A 20567-nucleotide genomic window follows, 5' to 3' on the forward strand; every position below is an offset into this window, starting at 1 on the left:
ATACTTTCGACAGTTTCCATCGAATTCCTTTAAAATCCAAGAAAAATCCTCACGACATCGTCTATTGTAACAAATTTGTTACCTTTTGAGTACCCGAAAGTTTGAGCCCACCGTGACATATACATGAACAAGTGCATGTACTGCGGCCAATACGAAGTTAAGAAGGTGGTTTCAAATGAAAAAAATTCATCTCGGTCTCATCTTTGTCATCAGTATCGCTCTTCTCCTCTCCGTCGGTTTCGGTCTATTGACGATGTACGCGAACCAAAAGGAGCTGCCGAAGGGAGTCGTTCTCTCCGGCTGGCAGGTAGGGGGGCAACCCGCCGACGAGGTATTGTCCGAGCTGGAACAGCGGCTCCACGCCATGACAAGCATCAAGGTGACGCTGGAGTCGGAGGCCCTCAAAGGGCGCACGGAAAGCTTCAGTCTCCAAGAAGCCGGCGTTCGGTTCAGCGCAGCCGATTTCAAAGAAGCCATTGCCAAGCTGTCCGAAGGATCGCTATGGGAACAGGTTCTTTACCGGCGGCAGTTTCAGCTGGAATGGCATATATCCACCGACTGGAATCGCGACGTATTGAAAGGGCGGTTAAACGAAGACTGGCAAAAAGAACGCTTTGGAGAGCCTGTCAACGCAGTGCGGAGCATTTCCGATGACGATGTGGTCCGGTATACCCCGGAGAAAACCGCGTACCGCATCGATTGGCCTGCGTTCTATGAAGGGTTCAGCGCAGCGCTTCCGAACGAGTCCCACTTCACGGAACCGTATCCGGAAGAAGCCATTGCGGTGCAGCTGCCTCTTATCCGTCAAAAGCCCCCCGTTACCGTAAAGTCGCTGCAGGACGAGGGCATTGAGCGAAAAATCGTTGAATTCTCCACCGGTCTTGGATCCAGCGGGCCCGGACGCGTACATAACGTAACCGCTGCCGCCAAAGCCGTGGACGGCATGATTCTGAAGCCCGGCGATGAGTTCAATTATGCTCATATCATAGATGTTGCGAAGAAGGAGTATGGATTTGAGGAAGCTCCCGTCATCGTGAACGGCAAGCTGGTGCCCGGTATCGGGGGCGGGATCTGCCAGGTATCCAGCACGGTGTATCATGCCGCCCTGCTGATCGGGCTGGAGATCACCGAAAGGCGGAATCATTCCCTTCCGGTCAGCTACTTGCCCAAGGGACAGGACGCCACCTTTGCCGAAGGGGCGATCAACTTTCGCTTCCGGAACAATACAGGCAAGCACCTGCTTATCCTGTCCGAGGTATCGCACGGCAATTTAACGCTGAAGATGTTCGGCACGTTCCCGGAAAATACGGAATACGAGCTGGTATCCACCACGATTGAAACCCTGCCTTCGCCGGAAAAGGTCATCCACAACAACTCGCTGCCGCCGGGATTGAAGCAGGTGGTTCAGAACGGGAAACCAGGCTATGTGGTAGAAACCTACCGAACCAAGAAAGTGAACGGGAAAGTCGTGGAGAACGTGAAAATATCCAAGGATACCTACCGTCCCCAGAACAGCATCGTTGCCATCAATCCGACCAACGAGGTCCCGCTGCCGGATGCGAACGAAACGCCCAAAGAGGAAGTCGTTGAGGACGGTATCAGCGCCCCGTAAATCGAAGCTGGCACGAAACAGCCCGCATTCGCGAATCGAATCGCGAATACGGGCTGTTTTCCTTGCCGTTATTTTAATGTCGTGCATCGATTTTATAATAGCTTCCGATTTCCGCCTGGGCATCTGCGCTGAACGTCTCGGTATATTCCACCCGGCCGATGGAGCAACCCTTTCCGATATGGACTCTACTGCCCCTGACAATGGCCGCGCTCGTATTCTCCAGACGAATATCCTCGCCTTCAACCAGCTCGGCATTCAGATATCCGATCCGTGAGGAACGGAACCATTTGGCCAGCACCGTTGGAGCTACGAAGACCGTGCGGCTTCGGAGTTCGTTGACGCGCGAGGCTTGCGCAACGAGCCTCAGCGTCAATTCCCGAGCTATCACGGACCCGCTCACGCGTAGTATGCCGCGGACCGTCATCTCTTCGGCTTCCAGGTTGCCGCCAACATCCAGGGTACCGTTCACGACGCCTTTGACCGCAAACAGATCGGCTCCCGTGCTCAAGCCGCCATTGATTCCGATGCGGCTGATCCTAACGCTTCCGCCGGCATCCAAGCTTCCATTCACCCGGACGTGCTCCATCTGGACATGATGGGACACCTTCACATGGCCGTTCACTCTAGCCTGCCTTCCGAGCAGGCTTCCGTTTATGACCGCGCTCCCGTTGCAGCTTAGCAGATGGCAATCCGTGTCGCCATGAATGACGCCTTCACCGTTTATCCGAAGCTTGCCGACCATACCGCCGCCAACGACACCGTCACCCGTTATGGAAACACCGGGTCTATCTACGGCTGTTCCGTTATGCACCATATCGCTGCCTCCTTGCCATCTATTCGGCCTATGCCCGGATGTTTGGCCCAATGTCGCCCTTAAAACTTAAAACCGCCGGGATGCTCTGACCTGGGCTTCCGGATGCTGCGTCAATTCATCCCGGTATTCCACTTGCCGAATCTCGCACCCTGGGCCGAGAATCACCCGGTTGCCGCGGACGATATCGGCTTCGACATACTCTAGATCCAGGACATCGCCCTCAATAATGCGTGCCTCCAGCCGCGTTCCCCGTAATGGCAGGGACAGCATCTCCCAGAGACGCTTTCCTTTTTTGCGGATCGTGATCCGGTCTCCGACGATTTCCTGCGCAAGGCAGCGGCCCAACAGCCGAATATCCGCTGTTCCTACATGCAGGCGGCCATCGATCTTGAAGCCCCCATGAAACGTGGCCGTCTCACTCCGCACGTCACCATGGCTTCTCAGGTTTCCGGTTACATCAAGCCTCTTCGATTCGGAATCACCGTGAATGCTGCAATGCCCCCCGATAAAAATGGATCGGCTGCGCACGCCTCTCTTCACGCTCAGGCTGCCGGCTACATGCAGCTCCTCCGCATCCACCGTCCCCTTAATGGTTCCCGAACCGTTCACGCGAATCTTGTCGGCAGCTACGTCGCCGTTCAAACTCATCGTTCCGTTGCCTGTTAATTCCCGGCAGTCCAGATCTCCATTCACCTGACCGGCACCATCGATCCGCACCTTGCCGTATTGGCCGCCGCTTGAGCTGCCGGTTCCCGTAATCTTCAGATCGGACAGTTTATCGTCATGTGGTATCATGAGCATACTCCTCCAGATTCACAAATAGGATCATCATACTATATCTTAACTGGACACTCGCTGAACTTCTAATTCAATGCTATTGAATCCTCCACCAGATGGAGCCATAATCTCCCTCTAACATAACACAACGCAGCCCATCATAGAACAGCCCGATGGCTGAACCTCGCCTCGGTCTGAAGACCGAGGCGTTTTACGCACGGGCCCCTCCCATCCGTTTCAATTCCGGCGCTGACGGCCTTTAAGTCCTGGAGAATGGCGAAGCTTCCGAACGCAGCAGACTTTAAATCCGTTCTCGCCCGCCGCAGAAGATGACTTAGATTTACTTGTAGCAAGGGAGATCGATTGTGATATGATCCTAATAGGCTCGTTTTTTTGATCTCTCATTTTCAAAAATGAAAGGGGATACATAATCCATGGCTCTTATGCAATGTCACTTTTACTCAGAGGTGCTCGGTCTCAGCACGTCCATGACCGTCATTCTCCCTCAGCAAACCTCTTCACAAATCGGCATGACGAATCATGCCAAAAGCGGTCTGCATCCGACGCTCTTCCTCCTGCACGGCCTGTCCGACGACGATTCCATCTGGCTGCGCAGAACCTCCATCGAACGCTACGTGGCCGAGATGGGCATTGCCGTCGTTATGCCGCAAGTGCATCGCAGCTTCTATACGGACATGGAATACGGCGGCAAATACTGGACCTTTATCAGCCAGGAGCTGCCGGCCATCGCCCGTTCCTTCTTCCCGTTATCCCACGCGAGGGAAGATAACTTCGTCGCCGGGTTGTCCATGGGCGGGTACGGAGCGTTCAAGCTGGCCCTTCGCTGTCCCGAATCCTTCGCCGCTGCTGCCAGCCTGTCGGGCGCGCTCGATATGGCGGGTCATGTTAATAGGAACGAGGCTTTGTTTGAGCATCGTTTAATCTACGGAGATCGGGACATTACCGGCACCGACAACGACCTGTTGTGGCTGCTTCAGGAAATGGACCGCTCGGAGGGGCCGAAGCCGCTACTGTATCAATGCTGCGGTACGGAGGACTTCCTCTATGAAGACAATCAAGCGTTCCGCAAAGCCTGCGAAGCAACCTCCCTGGATTTCACGTATCAGGAAGGGCCGGGCGGCCACGATTGGGGATATTGGGATACCCACATCCAGGATGTTCTGAAATGGCTTCCGTTGAAAGCCTGATGAACCCCTAATACGCACGCCATGAACGTGCCGGCGGTACATTCCCGGTTCCATGGGATGTACTAGGTGTACTTCTCTTCGTGAGAGGATTTTAGGCAATCCCCATTCAACGGATCTCATCGTTACACAACAAAAGGTGGATCAGCAAATGTAACATTTGCCGATCCACCTTTATTTTTGCTATGCCAAGTTTTCTGTATCCTTACTCTACATTCCCCTGACGGAGACCCAGCCATTCTTCCGTGACCTGAAGGGTCTGCACGCTGCGGTCAATCGCCGCCTTCACCTGCTCGGTTGCCGTACCGCCGTAAACGTTACGCGCATTGACCACCGTCTCGGGTTGAAGCACGCCATAGATGGAGTCGTCGAACAGCTCGGAGAACTGCTTGAATTCGTCTAGCGTCAGGTCCAGCAAGTATTTGTTGTTCTGAATGCAGTACAATACGGTCTTGCCGATCACTTCGTGTGCCTGGCGGAAAGGAAGCCCTTTGCCGACCAGGAAGTCCGCAATGTCCGTTGCATTCGAGAAGTCGGTGTTCACCGCTTCGCGCATGCGGCCTTTGTTGACCTTCATCGTGGCAATCATCGGGGCGAACAGCTGCAATGCGCCTTCCAGCGTAGCCACCGTGTCGAACATGCCCTCTTTGTCTTCCTGCATGTCCTTGTTATAAGCAAGCGGCAGCGACTTCAGCACGGTGAGCAGGCCCATCAGGTTGCCGTATACCCGTCCGGTTTTGCCGCGGACAAGCTCCGGCACGTCTGGATTCTTCTTCTGTGGCATAATGCTGCTGCCCGTGCAGAACGCATCATCCAGCTCGACGAAGTTGAACTCGGTGCTGCTCCAGAGCACCAGCTCCTCGCTCAGGCGGGACAAATGCATCATGATGATGGAAGCATCCGAGAGGAATTCCAGGATAAAGTCGCGGTCGCTGACCGCATCCAGGCTGTTCTCGTAAACGCCGTCGAAACCGAGCTGCTCCGCCACGAAATGGCGGTCGATCGGGAACGTCGTGCCCGCAAGCGCGCCTGCCCCAAGCGGAAGCACGTTAATGCGCTTATAGCTGTCGATCAGACGATCGATATCCCGCTGGAACATGGACACGTAAGCCATCAGATGATGCGCGAACAGAATCGGCTGCGCCCGCTGCAGATGCGTATACCCCGGGATAATCGTATCCAGGTTATCCTTCGCTTGCCCAATCAACGCGGTCTGCAGCTCGTGCAGCATGCCGGTCAACGCCACGACGCGGTTGCGCAAATACAAGTGCATGTCCGTTGCCACCTGGTCGTTGCGGCTGCGGCCCGTGTGGAGCTTGCCGCCGACAGGTCCGATTTCCTCGATCAGATTCTTCTCGATGTTCATATGGATATCCTCATCCGATACGGAGAACTCGATGCTGCCCTCACGGATGCGTTCCAGCACTTTGCCCAATCCTGCCTTGATCGTCTCCACGTCTTCCGCCGGCACGATGCCGCATTTGCCCAGCATGGACACATGCGCAAGGCTTCCCTGGATGTCCTCCTCGGCCAGCTGCTTGTCAAAACCGATGGATGCCGTATATTCCTCCACCAATGCGTTGGTCTGCTTCGTAAAGCGTCCGCCCCATAACTTGCTCACAACACTTGCCCCTCTCTGATTTAAGGCAGAGGGCCGCTTCCCGCTTAAGAGGTCCCGTTCATCCCGTTGCACGAGAATCGACGGAGCTCTCCAGCATGAAAACGGCCTTCAGCCTGTTCTTTACTAGTACGTCCATATCCATACGCTTATATTCGATCAATTACCGGATATAAGACATAAGGCATCATATCATGTATCCTTCGGCCGCGTTGTTACCGCGCTCTATCCGATGCACTTGTTCCGTTACACGGGCCCTCAGACTGTTTTATTGATTCTGATTCACGCCGGTTGCCACTTTCAAACGCAATGCGTTCAAGCGGATAAAGCCGGTAGCGTCGCCTTGATCGTAAGCTTGGGTCGGATCGGCTTCCATCGTAGCGATGTCCGGGTTGTACAGGCTCACCGGACTCTTCACCCCTGCGCCGATCACATTGCCTTTGTACAGCTTCACGCGCACCGTACCCGTAACGTTCTTCTGGCTCTCGGTCACCAGCGCCTGCAATGCCAGACGCTCCGGCGCAAACCAGAAGCCGTTATAAACCAAGGTGCTGTAGCGGGTAATCAGGCTGTCGCGCAGGTTCATCACTTCACGGTCCATCGTGATGGACTCCATTTTGCGATGAGCAGTGAACAGGATCGTGCCGCCAGGAGTCTCATAGACGCCGCGGCTCTTCATGCCGACGAAGCGGTTCTCCACCATGTCCACGCGACCGATGCCGTGCTTGCCGCCCAGCTCGTTCAGCTTCTCCATCACTTGCAGCGGGCTCATCGACTCGCCGTTCAGCGCAACGACATTCCCTTGCTCGAACGTAAGCTCGAGGTATTCCGCCTCATCCGGCGCATCCTCAGGCGATACGCTAAGAAGGTACATATCCTTGCTGTCCTCCGCGCTTGCATCGAACCAAGGGTCCTCCAGCACACCGCTCTCGTAACTGATATGGAGCAGGTTGCGGTCCATGGAGTAGGATTTCGCAGCGGATGCCGTTACCGGAATGCCGTGCGCTTCCGCGTAAGCGATCATCTCCGCGCGTCCCGGGAAGGAGTTTCGGAACTCCTCGATGCGCCAAGGCGCGATCACTTCAATGTCCGGTGCCAAGCCGGCTACGCCCAGCTCAAAACGAACCTGGTCGTTCCCTTTGCCCGTAGCGCCGTGCGCAATTGCCGTCGCGCCTTCGGCACGTGCGATATCCACCATGCGTTTCGCGATCAACGGACGCGCGATGCTGGTGCCGAGCAGGTACTGCCCTTCGTACATGGCACCCGCCTGGAACATCGGGAAGATGAAATCATTCGCAAATTCGTCGCGCAGATCGTCGATGTACACTTTGGAGGCGCCGGTCGCCAGCGCTTTTTCCTCAAGTCCGTCCAGCTCTTCCTTCTGGCCGATATCGGCCGTGAAGGCAATGATCTCCGCATCGTAGGTTTCTTTCAGCCACTTCAGAATGACGGACGTATCCAGACCGCCGGAATACGCCAATACGATTTTTTGTTTTGCCATGGTTTAACTCCCTCTCTTTGTTACTAACAACCCTGTCCTTCATTATACTAAAGATAACGTCCATTGACGCATTTTCATAGAGAATGTTCGCTGGTCATCGGCGGCTCTATGCCATCAAAGCAACCATCAAAGCCTTCTGGGCATGGAGACGGTTCTCGGCCTGATCGAAAATGACGGAATTGGCACCGTCGATCACGCCTTCGCTGACCTCTTCGCCGCGGTGGGCCGGGAGGCAATGCAGGAACAAGTAATCCGGCTTCGCCGCTTTCACCAGCTCTTCGTTTACCTGGTAGTCCGCAAAAGCGGCTTCCCGCTGTGCCTGCTCCTCTTCAAAGCCCATGCTTGCCCATACATCCGTGTAGATCACGTCCGCATCCTTCGCGGCTTCGAGCGGGTCTTGGGTAATCGTGATTTTGCCGCCCGTTTGCGCCGCGATTTCCTCGCTCAGCTTCACGATGCTGGCATCTGCCTCATAGCCCTTCGGACTGGCCACGGCCACATGCATGCCCATTTTGGCACCGCCGATCAGGAGCGAATGCGCCATGTTGTTGCCATCGCCGATAAAGGCCATTTTGAGGCCCTTCAGCTTGCCCTTGTGCTCCAGCACCGTCTGCAAATCAGCCAGTACCTGACATGGATGCGCCATGTCGCTCAGGCCGTTGATGACCGGAATCGAAGCATATTTCGCAAGGTTGACCACGTTGTCGTGCCCGAAGGTACGGATCATCAGGCCGTCCAGATAACGGGACATCACCTGTGCCGTATCGCTGATCGGCTCGCCGCGTCCGAGCTGAATATCGTTTTTGCTCAAAAAGAGCGCATGTCCGCCCAGTTGGAACATCCCAGCCTCGAACGACACCCGCGTCCGCGTGGACGACTTCTCAAAAATCAAGCCGATCGTCTTGCCTTTCAGCGGCTGATAGACTTCGCCGTTCTTCTGCTTGCGCTTGATCTCGATTGCCGAATCGAGCAAGAACTGAATCTCTTCCGTCGAGTATTCGTCCAGCTCGATCATATCCCGCCCTTTCAGGCTTAATTCCTTCAATTGTCCGCTAGCGGCCATATTCTTCAGTCCTCCTTAACCATGCTGTTATTGTCCGTAATGCTGCTGCACGATTCTTCTATGCTTGGCTAACCGCCGTATGTTCATGTATAAGTTCCGTAACGATCGACACCGCTTGGTCGATCTCTTGTTTCGTAACGTACAGATTCGGAAGCAGCCGGATCACGTTCGGTCCTGCCGTTACGAACAGCAGCCCGCGGCTCTGTCCTTTCAGCACCAGCTCGCCAACCGGTTCGACGCATTCGATGCCGATCAGCAGGCCTTTCCCCCGGATCGCCTTCACAAAAGGATGATTGCCCAGGCTCTCATTCAGCTTCGTCATCAAATATTCTCCGGCTTCGGCCGCGCGCTGCGGCACGTCGTCCTCCAGCATCGTCTCGATGGTGGCCTGGATGACGGCGCTGGCAATCGGCGTGCCGCCAAACGTCGTGGCATGGCTTCCTGCCGTGAAGGCTTCGCGCAAGTAAGCCTTGCCCAGCATCGCGCCTACCGGGAACCCGGAGCCGAGCCCTTTGGCCACGGTGAAAATATCCGGCTCGATGCCGTAATGCTCGTGCGCAAACAGCTTGCCGGTCCGGCCCATGCCCGTTTGCACCTCGTCCACGATCAGCAGCAGTCCGTGCTTCTTGCACAGCCCGGTGACGGCTTGAAGGAATTCCGGTTCCACCGGATGCACGCCGCCCTCCGCCTGCACCATCTCGATCATGATGGCTGCGGTATTGTCGTTAATGGCTGCTTCCAGCGCCGGAAGGTCATGCAGGGGAACGCTTTTGAAGCCTGCCGGAAGCGGGAGGAAGCCTTCCTTCACCTTATCCTGGCCGGTGGCCGTCAGCGTAGCCAGCGTCCGACCATGGAAGGACTGGGTAAACGTAATGACCTCGTAGCGTCCCGTTCCCTTCACCTTCTGATGGTAGCGGCGTGCCAGCTTAATGGCAGCTTCGTTCGCTTCGGCCCCGCTGTTGCAGAAGAAGACCGCATCCGCGCAGGTGTTGGCTGTCAGCAGCTCGGCTGCTTTTTCCTGGCCCGGAATGTGGAACAGGTTCGAGACATGCCACAATTCATCCAGCTGGGCTTTCAGCTTCTCTTTCACTTTTACCGGGGCATGGCCGAGATTCGTTACCGCCAGACCGGCCATAAAATCAAGATACTTGTTGCCTTGATCATCCCATAGCCAGCTGCCCTCCCCTTTGACCAGGGCGATTGGGTATCTGGCGTACGTTTGGAACAACGAGCTTTCATTAGCTGCCTTGATACCGCCTGCTGCTTCTTTTCCCATAGCCTTCACACACTCCTTTGCATTTGGCATTGCTTCGTGTTTCACGTTTGAACCGTCCTACGATATGAACATCCATTAAGCTTAACCAGCACTGCGAATTCGGATCATTCCTCCGATCCCTGTTGCCCACAGATTTTCATGGAATCATGTAATCAAGGATAAATTCCGGAGGCAAAGGCGACCGCGCTGCTTCTCCAGAACAATTCCACCTTCTCCGTTGAAGCCGTTATATTCTACAATCTCGAATCTAAATCTACATCCGCACGATGCGCGTGCCCAGCACTTCGCCTCCAAGCACCCGGCTCAGCACGTTCGGCTCGCTTCCGTCCACGATGACGACCTCGCTCACTTTGCCGTGAATGCAGCTGATGGCTGCTCTTACCTTCGGTATCATGCCGCCATAGATTTCGCCCGTTCCAATCATATCCTCGATCTCCTGCACCGTCACGGTCGGAAGCACCCGCTTCTCGCCGCCCGATCCCTTCATGATCCCCGGCACGTCGGTGACAACGATCATCCGGTTAACGCCCAGATGAGAAGCCACGGCACCAGCTGCGGTATCGGCATTGATGTTATAGCGCTGACCGGATGGATCCACGCCGATCGGCGCAACCACCGGCATGTACCCCATCTCCAGCACGCCGCTCAGGATCGATGACTTCACCAGCGTAACGTCGCCGACCCAGCCAACCTCCGCATGGTTCGTTACCGGTTTGGCCTCGATCAGCCCGCCGTCCGAACCGGACAAGCCGATGGCAGAACCGCCCACGCTTTGAATCCGTCGTACGATCTGTTTATTGATGGTGCCCGCAAGCACCATCTCCACGACGTCCAGAACATCCTCCGTCGTCTTGCGCAGACCGTTCACAAACTCGGTCTCGATACCGAGTTTCTCCAGGTTGCCGGAAATTGCGGGACCGCCGCCGTGCACGATAACAGGGTTAACCCCCTTATCCTGCAGATTCTTCAAATCCTCGAAGAAGCTGTCCGGAAGGGCCGCGAGCGTGCTGCCGCCGCATTTCATCACAAACGTATCCGTGCTTGAGGTATGAACTGGCTGCGAATTCTCCTGATCGATCGTGCTCTTCATATCCATCTCCTCCGTCCTGATTTTTTAGTTATCTAAGTACGATAAGCCGCATTAATGCGGACATAGTCATAGGTTAAATCACAGCCCCAAGCCGTAGCCGACCCGCTGCCGATATGCAGCTTCACGTCGATATCCACGGTGTCGCCTTGAAGGTAAGCCAGCGCCGCATCTTCGTCAAAAGCAACGGGCCTTGACTGCTCCAGCACCGAAATCGGGCCAATGGCAATATCCACCGTCTCCGGATTGACCGGACGGCCTGCGCGTCCCACAGCCGCAATGATCCGTCCCCAGTTGGCATCCGCACCGAACACCGCCGACTTGACCAGGCTGGAGCCGATGATTGTCTTGGCGATCGCTTGCGCGTCATCGTCGCTTTCGGCGCCGTCCACGCGAACCTCGATCAAGCGGGAAGCTCCCTCTCCGTCACGCGCGATTGCCTTCGCCAGCTGCTGGCACACATAGTGGAAGCCGGCTGCGAATGCATCCCAATCCGGATGCTCCGGCGTTAACACGTCATGCCCCGCCAGGCCGCTGGCCATCGCAACCAGCATATCGTTGGTGCTTGTATCGCCGTCCACCGTAATCATATTAAAGGTCAGGTTGGTCGTTTGGCGCAGCAGCTGCTGCAGCGCTTCCTGACCAATGACCGCATCCGTCGTCATGAATCCGAGCATGGTCGCCATGTTCGGATGAATCATCCCCGATCCCTTCGCCGTGCCGGCGATGGTCACCTTCGTGCCGTTAACCTGTACGGTAACGCAGGCTTCCTTTTTTACCAGATCGGTTGTCAAAATCGCTTGGCTGAAGCTTTCAGCCCCTTCGCTTTCGCCGCTGAGCCGTGCAGGCAAGCCGGCAATACCGGAGGATACTCGGTCCATCTTCAGCAGCTCCCCGATGACACCCGTCGAAGCAACGGCCACATCGTTCACGTCCAGGCCGAATTGCGCAGCCGTATCGGCGCGCATCGTGTAAGCATCCTCTTCGCCCTGCTTGCCCGTGCAGGCATTGGCATTCCCGCTGTTCACGACAATCGCGCGAAGCTTGCCGTCCTCTAAGCTTTCACGCGTTACCTTCAGCGGTGCCGCTTGGAACAGGTTCGTCGTATAGACGGCAGCCGCCACGGCAGGCACATCGCATACAATGACACCCAGGTCGTTACGGTCGGTCTTCTTAAGTCCACAGTGGAGCCCGGCAGCCTTGAAGCCTTGCGGCGTTACGATGCTGCCCCCATCGATAATCGCAAACGTATTCTCTCCCATGTCTGTATCCCCAGCCGCTTACGGATAAATCGGCGTAAACGTAAGTCCGAGGCTCTCCTCCCATCCCATCATCAAATTCAGGTTCTGGATCGCCTGCCCGGCCGCACCCTTCACCACATTATCAATGACCGATATAATGGTCACCCTGTTCGTGCGCGCATCCACCGCAAAGCCGATATCGCAGAAGTTCGACCCGCTGACTTCTTTTGTTGCAGGCCATACGCCCAGGTCGCGGATTCTCACAAATTTACGATCCTTGAAATACTGGCGGTACAGTTCAATGAAATCCTCTTCCGTGTAAGGACCGTTCAGCGTGGCATACATGGTGCTCATGATCCCCCGCGTCATCGGTACCAGATGCGTCGTAAAGGTGACCGTAATCGGTTCGCCCGCTACCTGCGTCAATACCTGCTCGACCTCGGGAATATGCTGATGCTTATTCACCTTGTAGGCTTTGAAGTTCTCGTTGATTTCGGCATAATGCGTCATCAGGCTCGTTCCCCGTCCTGCACCGGACACGCCGGATTTGGCGTCGATAATAAGGGATGCAGCATCGATCCAGCCCGCGCTGATGGCCGGAATCAGACCCAGCAGCGTCGCGGTCGGATAACAGCCCGGATTGGAGATGAAATCCACATCGCGGACCTCTTCGCCAAACACTTCGCACAGGCCATATACGGCCTTTTCCAACAGCTCCGCGCTCGGAGCCGTGTGTTTATACCACTGTTCATATACGGCTCCATCTTTCAAGCGAAAATCGCCCGAGAGATCAATGACCTTCAAGCCTGCATCCAGCAACTCCGGTACCAGCTTGGCACTGACGCCCGAAGGCGTAGCCGCAAATACCAAGTCGGCCACCTCGGCGATTTCCGCCGGGTTAACGCCATCCAGGTTACGTGTGATGATATTGGTCAAATGCGGAAATCCGTCCGATATCGGTACGCCTGCCGTCGATGAAGAGATTACCGATGTAATCTCAACGCGCGGGTGCGCTTGCAGCAAGCGGATCAGTTCCACGCCACCGTAGCCGGTAGATCCAACAATAGCAACTCTTACTGTATTTGTGTCCGTCATATCCTCATCCCTCTCCCCAAGGAACAGCTGAAGGACCTTATGCAAGGTCCCATTCATCCATCCTTCATCTCTACCCCATGCTCTTCCGTTTCCTTCTTCCGATCGAGCCATGCCGCCGTCTAAATTCCCTCTTCATCCTATGTTGGGTATCAAAAACCACGCGTGTCCGCTGATGATTCTTGGTATCATTTTGCTTCAAGAAGTAGTCAGGCTGGTCATGAACTTCTTCGGAAGCGTTCCGTTTCCTGCGTCAAAAGCGATATGTGCTTCCAAGGTATTCATTGACTTTATCCGTCTCATAAATATGTATTATTATACGACCGTATTCATATAAATACAATGGATTATTCAAATTTGGTCCAAACTGCTAACGAGCTCCGAGGCAATGTCTATCGAGATGGATCGAACTCTTCTTTCAGAATGGAATAGAGTTTGAGGTCCCAATGCTGCCCCTTAACCTTGATCCCCTTCCTCACCGTCCCCTCATAGGACATGCCGATCTTCTCCATTACGCGCTGAGAGCCGATATTCTCCACCAAACATCGAGCCTGCACGCGTACAAGCTCCATACGGCCGAAACCAAGCTTGAGCAGCGCAGAGGCCGCTTCGGTCATGATGCCTTGTCCCCAACAATCCCGTGCAAGCACATAACCGATCTCCGCGGCCTGCTGCTCGGGCTTCCACCATACAAAATCAACCGTCCCGACCAGTCTCCCGCTCTCCTTCAGCTCGATCCCCCACGGGGCAATATCATGCTTGGCATACTGAGCCAGTATGGATTGAATAAACCGCTTGCTGTCATCGATCGAGCGATGGGTCTCCCAAGTAACGTATTTCGCCACCTCATCGTCTGAGGCATAGGCATACATCTGATCGGCATCCTGCATCGATACTCTGCGAAGGCGCAGACGTTCGGTTTCCAGCACCGGCAAACTGCCGTAGATCTGTTCGATTTCCATTCGTAACTCCCCCTGTTCTATAAACTAAGACTTCACGCTCCCTATTACTTTTAACCTAATAAATAAGTCTATCGACCTAAACGGTGCTTTGATATAATCCTCTTAGGGAAATATGTTCCTACAACTTAGATTCCTGGAGGTAAAACCATGATATTCAAAAGAACGACGGGCCTATTATGTTTTCTCTTACTGATCTGCCTCACGTGGCAGGCTCCTCATCCCAGTTTCGCTGCCGCTTCAACCACCCAAGCAAAAACCAAACCTGCGCCAATGTTAATCCTCAACAAGAACACGGCGGCTTATTTGAAAAAAGGAGTCATCCCAGGCTTTGGCGGCGTCCAATTAGGCATGACCGAAAATCAGATCGCCTCCAAATTGGGAAAACCTGTGAGTTCATTCTACCACTACGGCGGCGAGTTTTGGAAATTCAAAAATATTTCGTATGCCGGATTTAATTTCGAAAACCCTTATACAGGCTCAAACGGCATGTGGTGTTTGTTGATAGGTAAAGAAGGCTTCCCGGACCAAACCTTTGCGGACGTCAAAAAGCATTTAGGCAGCGCCTACGAAATGTATTATAACGACATGGAAGAGGCATACGAGATGGTCTACACTTTCGGCAAGACCCGCATCTCCTTCATGGCGGACACCTCGAAGTCAAAGATTACGCTGGTTCAGATCCGTCGGTAACGATCCCATTACATAAAAAAAGAAGTAACCCCTGCTCAGACTACGCTGTCTGACGAATGGTTACTTCTTTTTTATAGAGAGTATGCTGACGAGCCGAGAGGCTACGCCTTAATATTGCGGAATCCTTCGCCCAATACCTCATGGGCATTGCTAATGATGACGAAGGCATTCGGATCCACCGATTGGACCACCGTTTTGAGACGGGGAATTTCGCTCTGTCCGACGACGACCATCAGGACCGTCCGGTGTTCGCCCGTATAGCCTCCCTCTGCGGTAAGCTTGGTTAAACCGCGGTCAAGGTCCTCGAGAATGGCCTTGGTAATCGGCTCCGTATGATCGGATATAATGTAGGCCACCTTGGTAAAGCTAAAGCCCAGCTCAATGGCATCAATCACTTTGCCTGTTACGTATAATCCAATCAGTGCGTATAACGCCTGCTCCAGCGACAATACGAGGGCTGCCGACGAGATTACGATCGCATCCAGCAGTACGACGCAGACGGAAAAGCTCAGGCCGCTGTATTTTTGCAGGAGCTGCGCCACGATGGTCAATCCGCCGGTTGACCCCCTGCCGCGATAGACCAGCCCCATGCCGATACCGACGCCGATACCGCCATAAATCGATGCCAGAAGCGGGTTAGAGGTTGGAATCGGCCAGTCCTTGGTCAAAAAGACGAACAGCGGCAAAATCACGCTTCCCAGCAGGGAGCGGATGCCGTAGTCGCGCCCAAGCAGCCAAAAGCCAAGCACGAACAAAGGAATGTTCAGCGCCCACTGCGTAAAGGCCGGTTCAATGCCGAGCCACGCTTGCGCAAGAACGGACAAACCCGACACGCCGCCCGAGGCGATATGATTGGGCAGGAAAAACAGATTAAACGACAGCGCCATAATAAAGGAGCCGACGATAATAAAGATTGCGTCCACCGTCTGCCGGAGCGGACCGTTGATCGGAATCAAGGGTTCTCTTTTTCGTTTGTTGATCGATGGATTGCCAGCGGATTGCGCCATAGTTCTATAAATCTCTCCTCAACGTCCTACTCGACTTCCTGCTTGATCTGGCTGCGCAAATATCCGTCGATAAATCCGTCCAAATCTCCGTCCATGACGGCGCCGACATTACCGGTTTCTACTTGCGTCCGATGATCCTTGACCATACTGTACGGATGGAATACATACGAACGGATCTGGCTGCCCCAAGCAATATCGGACTGCTCGCCGCGGATTTCCGCCAATTCCTTCTGCTGCTCCTCGATTTTGCGTTCGTAGAGCTTGGAACGAAGCATCGTCATCGCCCGCTCGCGGTTCTTGATCTGGGAGCGTTCATTCTGGCACGTCACCACCACGCCGGTTGGCAAGTGCGTAATCCGGACGGCCGAGTCCGTCGTATTGATATGCTGACCGCCGGCGCCGCTCGCCCGGTACGTGTCGATCTTCAGATCCTCGGTACGGATGTCGATCTCCACGTCATCCGTAATTTCCGGTACGACGTCACAGGACACGAAGGACGTATGCCGTCTGCCCGAAGAGTCGAACGGAGAGATCCGAACCAGTCGATGGACCCCTTTTTCAGCCTTCAAATATCCGTAGGCATTAAAGCCTTTGATCAACAGGGTTACGCTTTTGATTCCCGCTTCATCGCCAGGGAGATAATCCAGCGTCTCCACCTTGAAGCCGCGCTTCTCGGCCCATCGCGTGTACATGCGGTGCAGCATTTGGCCCCAGTCTTGAGACTCGGTACCCCCCGCGCCGGGATGCAGCTCAAGAATCGCATTCATTTTATCGTAAGGCTGGTTCAGCAGCAGTTGAAGCTCAAATTCCTCCACGCGCCCAACCAGGTCCTTGATCGTCTCACCGATCTCTCCCGCAAGGGAGTCATCGCCCTCTTCATCCGCCAGCTCGATCATCACGACGGCATCATCGTAATCCGCCTGCAGCTTCTGATATTGATCCACGGAAGACTTCACGGCATTCATTTCGGCGATGAGCGCCTGAGCCTTCTCATTATCGTCCCAGAAATCAGGAGCCGCCATCTTCTCCTCAAAATTCTCAATCATTTCCTGTTTGAGATCTAAGTCAAAGAGACCCCCTAAGATTGGTTAGTTTTTTGCTGATTTCACGCAGGTCCTGCTTCACACTTGGATCGATCATGAGTCCTCGTCCTTTCTTATCTACACGTAATAATTTCAGTATACCCTCTCCTCCATGGAAAACGTTCCATTTCAAGAGAATTTCACGTTGCTGTACCAGGAATTTCGCCGTTTATTCAGATAAACTCCCTTAAGCGCAGCAGGGGGATTCGGATCACCGTGGAAAAGACCACCATCACCCGGTTCATCTGCCGCTCTTAAGGGAGCCAGAAAAATCCGCGCCCATCACCTGGACGGGCTATTCTATACGATTCACTGCCTTTGGGACGGATCGCTTACGCGTTCTGTCCATGGCAATGCTTGTACTTCTTGCCGCTGCCGCATGGGCATGGGTCGTTCCGGCCGATCTGTTCAGCTACCTGGACCGGTCGCTTCTCGGCAGGTTCGCTGCTGCTGTTCGTGGAGACTTTGTTCTCGTCCACGACCGCTTGACGCTCCTGGTTCGTTGCGATTTGAGCCTTCATGATGTAGGTCGCCACTTCTTCCTGGATCGTAGCGATCATCGCATTAAACATTTCGAAGCCTTCGAATTGGTATTCGCGAAGCGGATCGGTACCGCCGTATGCACGGAGGTGGATACCTTGTCGCAGCTGATCCATCGCATCGATGTGATCCATCCACTTGCTGTCTACCGCGCGCAGCACGATAACCTTCTCGAACTCGCGTACCATTTCTTCGCCGATGGCTTGCTCGCGCTCTTCGTATTTCTTCATCACGCGATCGAAGAGATACTCCGTAAGCTCTTCGGCTTCTTTGCCCCACAGATCCTCGCGGGTAACGGCACCCTCGTCCAGCAGCTTGCTGTTCACGTAGTCTGCCACTTCCTGCAGTTCCCAGTTCTCCGGAATGTCATCGCTGCAGTGCGCCTGCACGACGCGGTCAATGACCGGCTTGATCATCTCTACAACGATTTGCTTGATGTCTTGGGATTCCAAGATCTCGCGGCGCTGCTTGTAGATGATCTCGCGCTGCTGGTTCATGACGTCATCGTATTGGAGAACGACTTTACGCATGTCGAAGTTGTTGCCTTCTACCCGCTTCTGCGCGGATTCAACAGCACGGGTAATCATTTTGCTCTCGATCGGCTGATCTTCTTCGAAGCCAAGGCGTTCCATCATGTTCAGCACGTTGTCCGTACCAAAACGCTTCATCAGCTCATCGCCCAGGGACAGATAGAACTGGGTAGAACCCGGGTCACCCTGACGACCGGCACGGCCGCGCAGCTGGTTATCGATCCGGCGCGATTCGTGACGCTCCGTACCGATAATGTGAAGTCCGCCAATATCCTGTACGCCTTCGCCAAGCAAAATATCCGTACCGCGTCCCGCCATGTTCGTCGCGATCGTTACCGATCCCGGCTGTCCGGCGCGCGAGATGATTTCCGCTTCCTCCGCATGGTATTTCGCATTCAGGACTTTATGCTGGACGCCTTTGCGTTTCAGCATTTCAGACAAACGCTCGGAGTTCTCGATGGAAACCGTACCCACCAGAATCGGCTGGTTCTTCTTATGGCGTTCCACGATCTCGGCTACTACCGCCTTGAACTTGCCATCTTCGCTCTTGTAAACCACATCCGGCATGTCGACACGCTGATTCGGTCGGTTCGTCGGAATTTGAAGCACTTCAAGACCGTAAATTTTCTTGAATTCTTCTTCCTCCGTCTTCGCCGTACCCGTCATACCCGCCAGCTTGCGGTACATCCGGAAGTAGTTCTGGAAGGTAATCGTCGCCAGGGTCATGCTCTCGTTCTGAACCTCGATGCCTTCCTTCGCTTCGATCGCCTGGTGGAGACCGTCGCTGTAACGGCGTCCAGCCATCAGACGGCCCGTAAATTCGTCAACGATGACCACTTCGTCGTCGGTAACCACGTAATCCACATCGCGGCGCATGATCACGTTCGCTTTCAGCGCTTGTACAATGTGGTGATTCAAGGTTACGTGGTTGTGGTCATACAGGTTCTCGATTCCGAAGGAACGTTCAGCCAGCGCCACGCCTTTCTCCGTCAAGGCTACGGATTTGACTTTAATGTCTACCGTATAATCCTCTTCGGCCGTCAGACGCTTCACGAACCGGTCGGCTGCAAAATACAGCTCGGTCGATTTCTGAGCTTGTCCCGAAATGATGAGCGGCGTACGCGCTTCGTCAACCAGGATGGAGTCCACTTCGTCAATGATGCAGAAATACAGCGGACGCTGTACCATCTGCTCTTTGTAGAGGACCATGTTGTCACGCAGATAGTCAAAGCCGAACTCATTGTTCGTCCCGTACGTAATATCGCAAGCATAAGCCTGCTGTTTATCCGGGTGCTCCATGCCGCTCAGGTTAACCCCGACGGACAGACCCAGGAAGTTATATATTTGCGCCATTTCTTGGCTGTCACGCTGTGCCAAATAATCATTGACGGTAACCACGTGAACGCCTTTGCCAAGCAGGGCATTTAAGTAAACCGGCAGCGTACCTACAAGGGTCTTACCTTCACCGGTTTTCATCTCTGCAATTTTGCCTTCGTGGAGGGCCATCCCCCCGACCAACTGCACGTCATAGTGACGCTTGCCAAGCGTCCGTCTGGAAGCCTCGCGGACTGTCGCAAACGCTTCGGGAAGCAATTCCTCCAGCGTCTCACCTTTCTCGATCCGCGCACGGAACTCCTCGGTTTTGGCTTGCAGCTGCTCATCGGAGAGCTTCTCAAAATCCGGTTCCATTTTGTTGATTACATCGACCGTCTTCATGAGACGTTTGACATCACGCTCGTTGGTGTCGCCGAAAATCTTTTTGACAAGTCCTAGCATGGTTAACCCCTTTCGTGCAAAACAAGTGATAGAATCAACTTCATTAAATGCCAAAGGGTTAAATGATGAAATCGATTCATTGATTCCTTATGATGGTCCCATTTCATGCAGGCTAAAAAGCCCGTCCCATAAAATGAGGGTTTGCATAAATTGTAACAGTTTGTAAGGGATGCCGCAACAATATGTGCTATTACAAGAGGTGTCTGTTACGCGAAGCCTTACTCTATGAGACGCGGAGAGGCCCAAAAAAGTTGCGTGGAGCATTTTCCCGGCGCGCAACAATGGAATTATCTTCATCCCCGAAGTCAAATTCTACATCTAATGAGGACAGGAACATCGATGTCCATTGTACGGAATAAGCTGAGGATGAGGCCTGAAGCCATCGTCTGGAGCAATCGCTGAATTATCGGCTAAATGGGCTTCAATCCGGCTATAAATGAAGTTCCTAACTGTGGTTGTGTCAGGTGATCTTTAAGGAGACCACCACAGTCCCCTAAGAACCCTTATATCTTTTAAAAAAAGGTTGCACTATTCGGCATACTCCGATGGGGTTACCATCAAATTCCATCCTTTTTGTGATCCTTCGCGTCTCGAAGCCGTATATCCAAATAAAGAGCCCCACCCGCTTGCACGGATGAAGGCTCATCTTACATTTCGATTTCATTTTAAAATTCGAACCGGGCTAGCTGCCTCC

At 54.1% G+C, this 20567-nt stretch carries 16 protein-coding genes; 3 read left to right on the forward strand and 13 right to left on the reverse strand.

All coding sequences use genetic code 11. The features are described from left to right. The first annotated feature begins 175 nt into the window (after nucleotides 1–175). Complete coding sequence (locus tag AC3RCL_RS29350; protein ID WP_192570431.1) at nucleotides 176–1612, forward strand: VanW family protein; 1437 nt, start codon at nucleotides 176–178, stop codon at nucleotides 1610–1612. 73 nt (nucleotides 1613–1685) lie between these two features. Here the strand turns inward: AC3RCL_RS29350 and AC3RCL_RS29355 are convergent, their stop codons facing one another. After that, complete coding sequence (locus AC3RCL_RS29355) at nucleotides 1686–2426, reverse strand: hypothetical protein (RefSeq protein ID WP_492533462.1); 741 nt, start codon at nucleotides 2424–2426, stop codon at nucleotides 1686–1688. Between the two features lie 66 nt (nucleotides 2427–2492). Continuing rightward, a complete protein-coding gene (locus AC3RCL_RS29360) occupies nucleotides 2493–3221 on the reverse strand; it encodes a polymer-forming cytoskeletal protein (RefSeq protein WP_145039242.1) in 729 nt (242 codons plus the stop codon). Between the two features lie 416 nt (nucleotides 3222–3637). On the opposite strand from AC3RCL_RS29360, the gene AC3RCL_RS29365 reads away from it, so the two are divergent. Continuing rightward, nucleotides 3638–4411 carry an alpha/beta hydrolase gene (locus AC3RCL_RS29365; protein WP_492533464.1) on the forward strand — a complete coding sequence of 258 codons (774 nt, stop codon included), beginning with the start codon at nucleotides 3638–3640 and terminating at the stop codon, nucleotides 4409–4411. Nucleotides 4412–4613: 202 nt separating this feature from the next. On the opposite strand, the gene argH is transcribed toward AC3RCL_RS29365, so the two are convergent. From argH to AC3RCL_RS29405, 8 genes are all read right to left on the reverse strand, one after another. After that, a complete protein-coding gene (argH, locus tag AC3RCL_RS29370) occupies nucleotides 4614–6029 on the reverse strand; it encodes an argininosuccinate lyase (protein WP_304148678.1) in 1416 nt (471 codons plus the stop codon). Between the two features lie 265 nt (nucleotides 6030–6294). Further along, nucleotides 6295–7527 carry an argininosuccinate synthase gene (locus tag AC3RCL_RS29375; RefSeq protein WP_015737700.1) on the reverse strand — a complete coding sequence of 411 codons (1233 nt, stop codon included), beginning with the start codon at nucleotides 7525–7527 and terminating at the stop codon, nucleotides 6295–6297. Nucleotides 7528–7633: 106 nt separating this feature from the next. Next, entirely contained in the window at nucleotides 7634–8590 is a 957-nt protein-coding gene (gene argF, locus AC3RCL_RS29380; RefSeq protein ID WP_009594235.1) for an ornithine carbamoyltransferase, read from the reverse strand. A 58-nt stretch (nucleotides 8591–8648) separates the two neighbouring features. Continuing rightward, nucleotides 8649–9866, reverse strand: a complete 1218-nt coding sequence (gene argD / locus AC3RCL_RS29385) for an acetylornithine transaminase (protein WP_015737701.1) — start codon at nucleotides 9864–9866, stop codon at nucleotides 8649–8651. Nucleotides 9867–10119: 253 nt separating this feature from the next. After that, nucleotides 10120–10956 carry an acetylglutamate kinase gene (argB, locus tag AC3RCL_RS29390; RefSeq protein WP_492533468.1) on the reverse strand — a complete coding sequence of 279 codons (837 nt, stop codon included), beginning with the start codon at nucleotides 10954–10956 and terminating at the stop codon, nucleotides 10120–10122. A gap of 32 nt (nucleotides 10957–10988) precedes the next feature. Further along, nucleotides 10989–12215: a bifunctional glutamate N-acetyltransferase/amino-acid acetyltransferase ArgJ gene (gene argJ, locus AC3RCL_RS29395; protein ID WP_492533470.1), complete on the reverse strand. Its 1227-nt coding sequence runs from the start codon at nucleotides 12213–12215 to the stop codon at nucleotides 10989–10991. 18 nt (nucleotides 12216–12233) lie between these two features. Further along, nucleotides 12234–13289 carry an N-acetyl-gamma-glutamyl-phosphate reductase gene (argC, locus tag AC3RCL_RS29400; RefSeq protein ID WP_492533471.1) on the reverse strand — a complete coding sequence of 352 codons (1056 nt, stop codon included), beginning with the start codon at nucleotides 13287–13289 and terminating at the stop codon, nucleotides 12234–12236. A 389-nt stretch (nucleotides 13290–13678) separates the two neighbouring features. Continuing rightward, nucleotides 13679–14248, reverse strand: coding sequence for a GNAT family N-acetyltransferase (locus AC3RCL_RS29405; protein ID WP_492533474.1), 570 nt, complete (start codon nucleotides 14246–14248; stop codon nucleotides 13679–13681). A 147-nt stretch (nucleotides 14249–14395) separates the two neighbouring features. Here AC3RCL_RS29405 and AC3RCL_RS29410 point away from each other — a divergent pair, with 147 nt between their 5' ends. Continuing rightward, nucleotides 14396–14938: a hypothetical protein gene (locus AC3RCL_RS29410; RefSeq protein WP_492533476.1), complete on the forward strand. Its 543-nt coding sequence runs from the start codon at nucleotides 14396–14398 to the stop codon at nucleotides 14936–14938. Nucleotides 14939–15039: 101 nt separating this feature from the next. Here AC3RCL_RS29410 and AC3RCL_RS29415 read toward each other — a convergent pair whose 3' ends face one another. The 3 genes from AC3RCL_RS29415 to secA form a co-directional block, all read right to left on the reverse strand. After that, entirely contained in the window at nucleotides 15040–15945 is a 906-nt protein-coding gene (locus AC3RCL_RS29415; RefSeq protein ID WP_009594247.1) for a YitT family protein, read from the reverse strand. Between the two features lie 26 nt (nucleotides 15946–15971). Continuing rightward, nucleotides 15972–17085, reverse strand: a protein-coding gene (gene prfB / locus AC3RCL_RS29420; RefSeq protein ID WP_096775885.1) for a peptide chain release factor 2 whose coding sequence is annotated in 2 segments (ribosomal slippage) — nucleotides 15972–17012 and nucleotides 17014–17085 — 1113 coding nt in all. Because the reading frame shifts where the segments join, the coding sequence is not laid out codon by codon here. Between the two features lie 274 nt (nucleotides 17086–17359). Further along, on the reverse strand, nucleotides 17360–19873 hold the full coding sequence (gene secA, locus AC3RCL_RS29425; RefSeq protein ID WP_096775884.1) for a preprotein translocase subunit SecA: 2514 nt from the start codon (nucleotides 19871–19873) through the stop codon (nucleotides 17360–17362). Between the last annotated feature and the right edge of the window lie 694 nt (nucleotides 19874–20567).

This window comes from Paenibacillus sp. MT86, from assembly GCF_058792535.1.

Coding starts and splice junctions, on each gene's coding strand:
- AC3RCL_RS29350 (WP_192570431.1), top strand. CDS start 176: ATGAAAAAAATTCATCTCGGTCTCATCTTTGTCATCAGTATCGCTCTT.
- AC3RCL_RS29355 (WP_492533462.1), bottom strand. CDS start 2,426: ATGGTGCATAACGGAACAGCCGTAGATAGACCCGGTGTTTCCATAACG.
- AC3RCL_RS29360 (WP_145039242.1), bottom strand. CDS start 3,221: ATGATACCACATGACGATAAACTGTCCGATCTGAAGATTACGGGAACC.
- AC3RCL_RS29365 (WP_492533464.1), top strand. CDS start 3,638: ATGGCTCTTATGCAATGTCACTTTTACTCAGAGGTGCTCGGTCTCAGC.
- AC3RCL_RS29375 (WP_015737700.1), bottom strand. CDS start 7,527: ATGGCAAAACAAAAAATCGTATTGGCGTATTCCGGCGGTCTGGATACG.
- argF (WP_009594235.1), bottom strand. CDS start 8,590: ATGGCCGCTAGCGGACAATTGAAGGAATTAAGCCTGAAAGGGCGGGAT.
- argD (WP_015737701.1), bottom strand. CDS start 9,866: ATGGGAAAAGAAGCAGCAGGCGGTATCAAGGCAGCTAATGAAAGCTCG.
- argB (WP_492533468.1), bottom strand. CDS start 10,956: ATGAAGAGCACGATCGATCAGGAGAATTCGCAGCCAGTTCATACCTCA.
- argJ (WP_492533470.1), bottom strand. CDS start 12,215: ATGGGAGAGAATACGTTTGCGATTATCGATGGGGGCAGCATCGTAACG.
- argC (WP_492533471.1), bottom strand. CDS start 13,289: ATGACGGACACAAATACAGTAAGAGTTGCTATTGTTGGATCTACCGGC.
- AC3RCL_RS29405 (WP_492533474.1), bottom strand. CDS start 14,248: ATGGAAATCGAACAGATCTACGGCAGTTTGCCGGTGCTGGAAACCGAA.
- AC3RCL_RS29410 (WP_492533476.1), top strand. CDS start 14,396: ATGATATTCAAAAGAACGACGGGCCTATTATGTTTTCTCTTACTGATC.
- AC3RCL_RS29415 (WP_009594247.1), bottom strand. CDS start 15,945: ATGGCGCAATCCGCTGGCAATCCATCGATCAACAAACGAAAAAGAGAA.
- secA (WP_096775884.1), bottom strand. CDS start 19,873: ATGCTAGGACTTGTCAAAAAGATTTTCGGCGACACCAACGAGCGTGAT.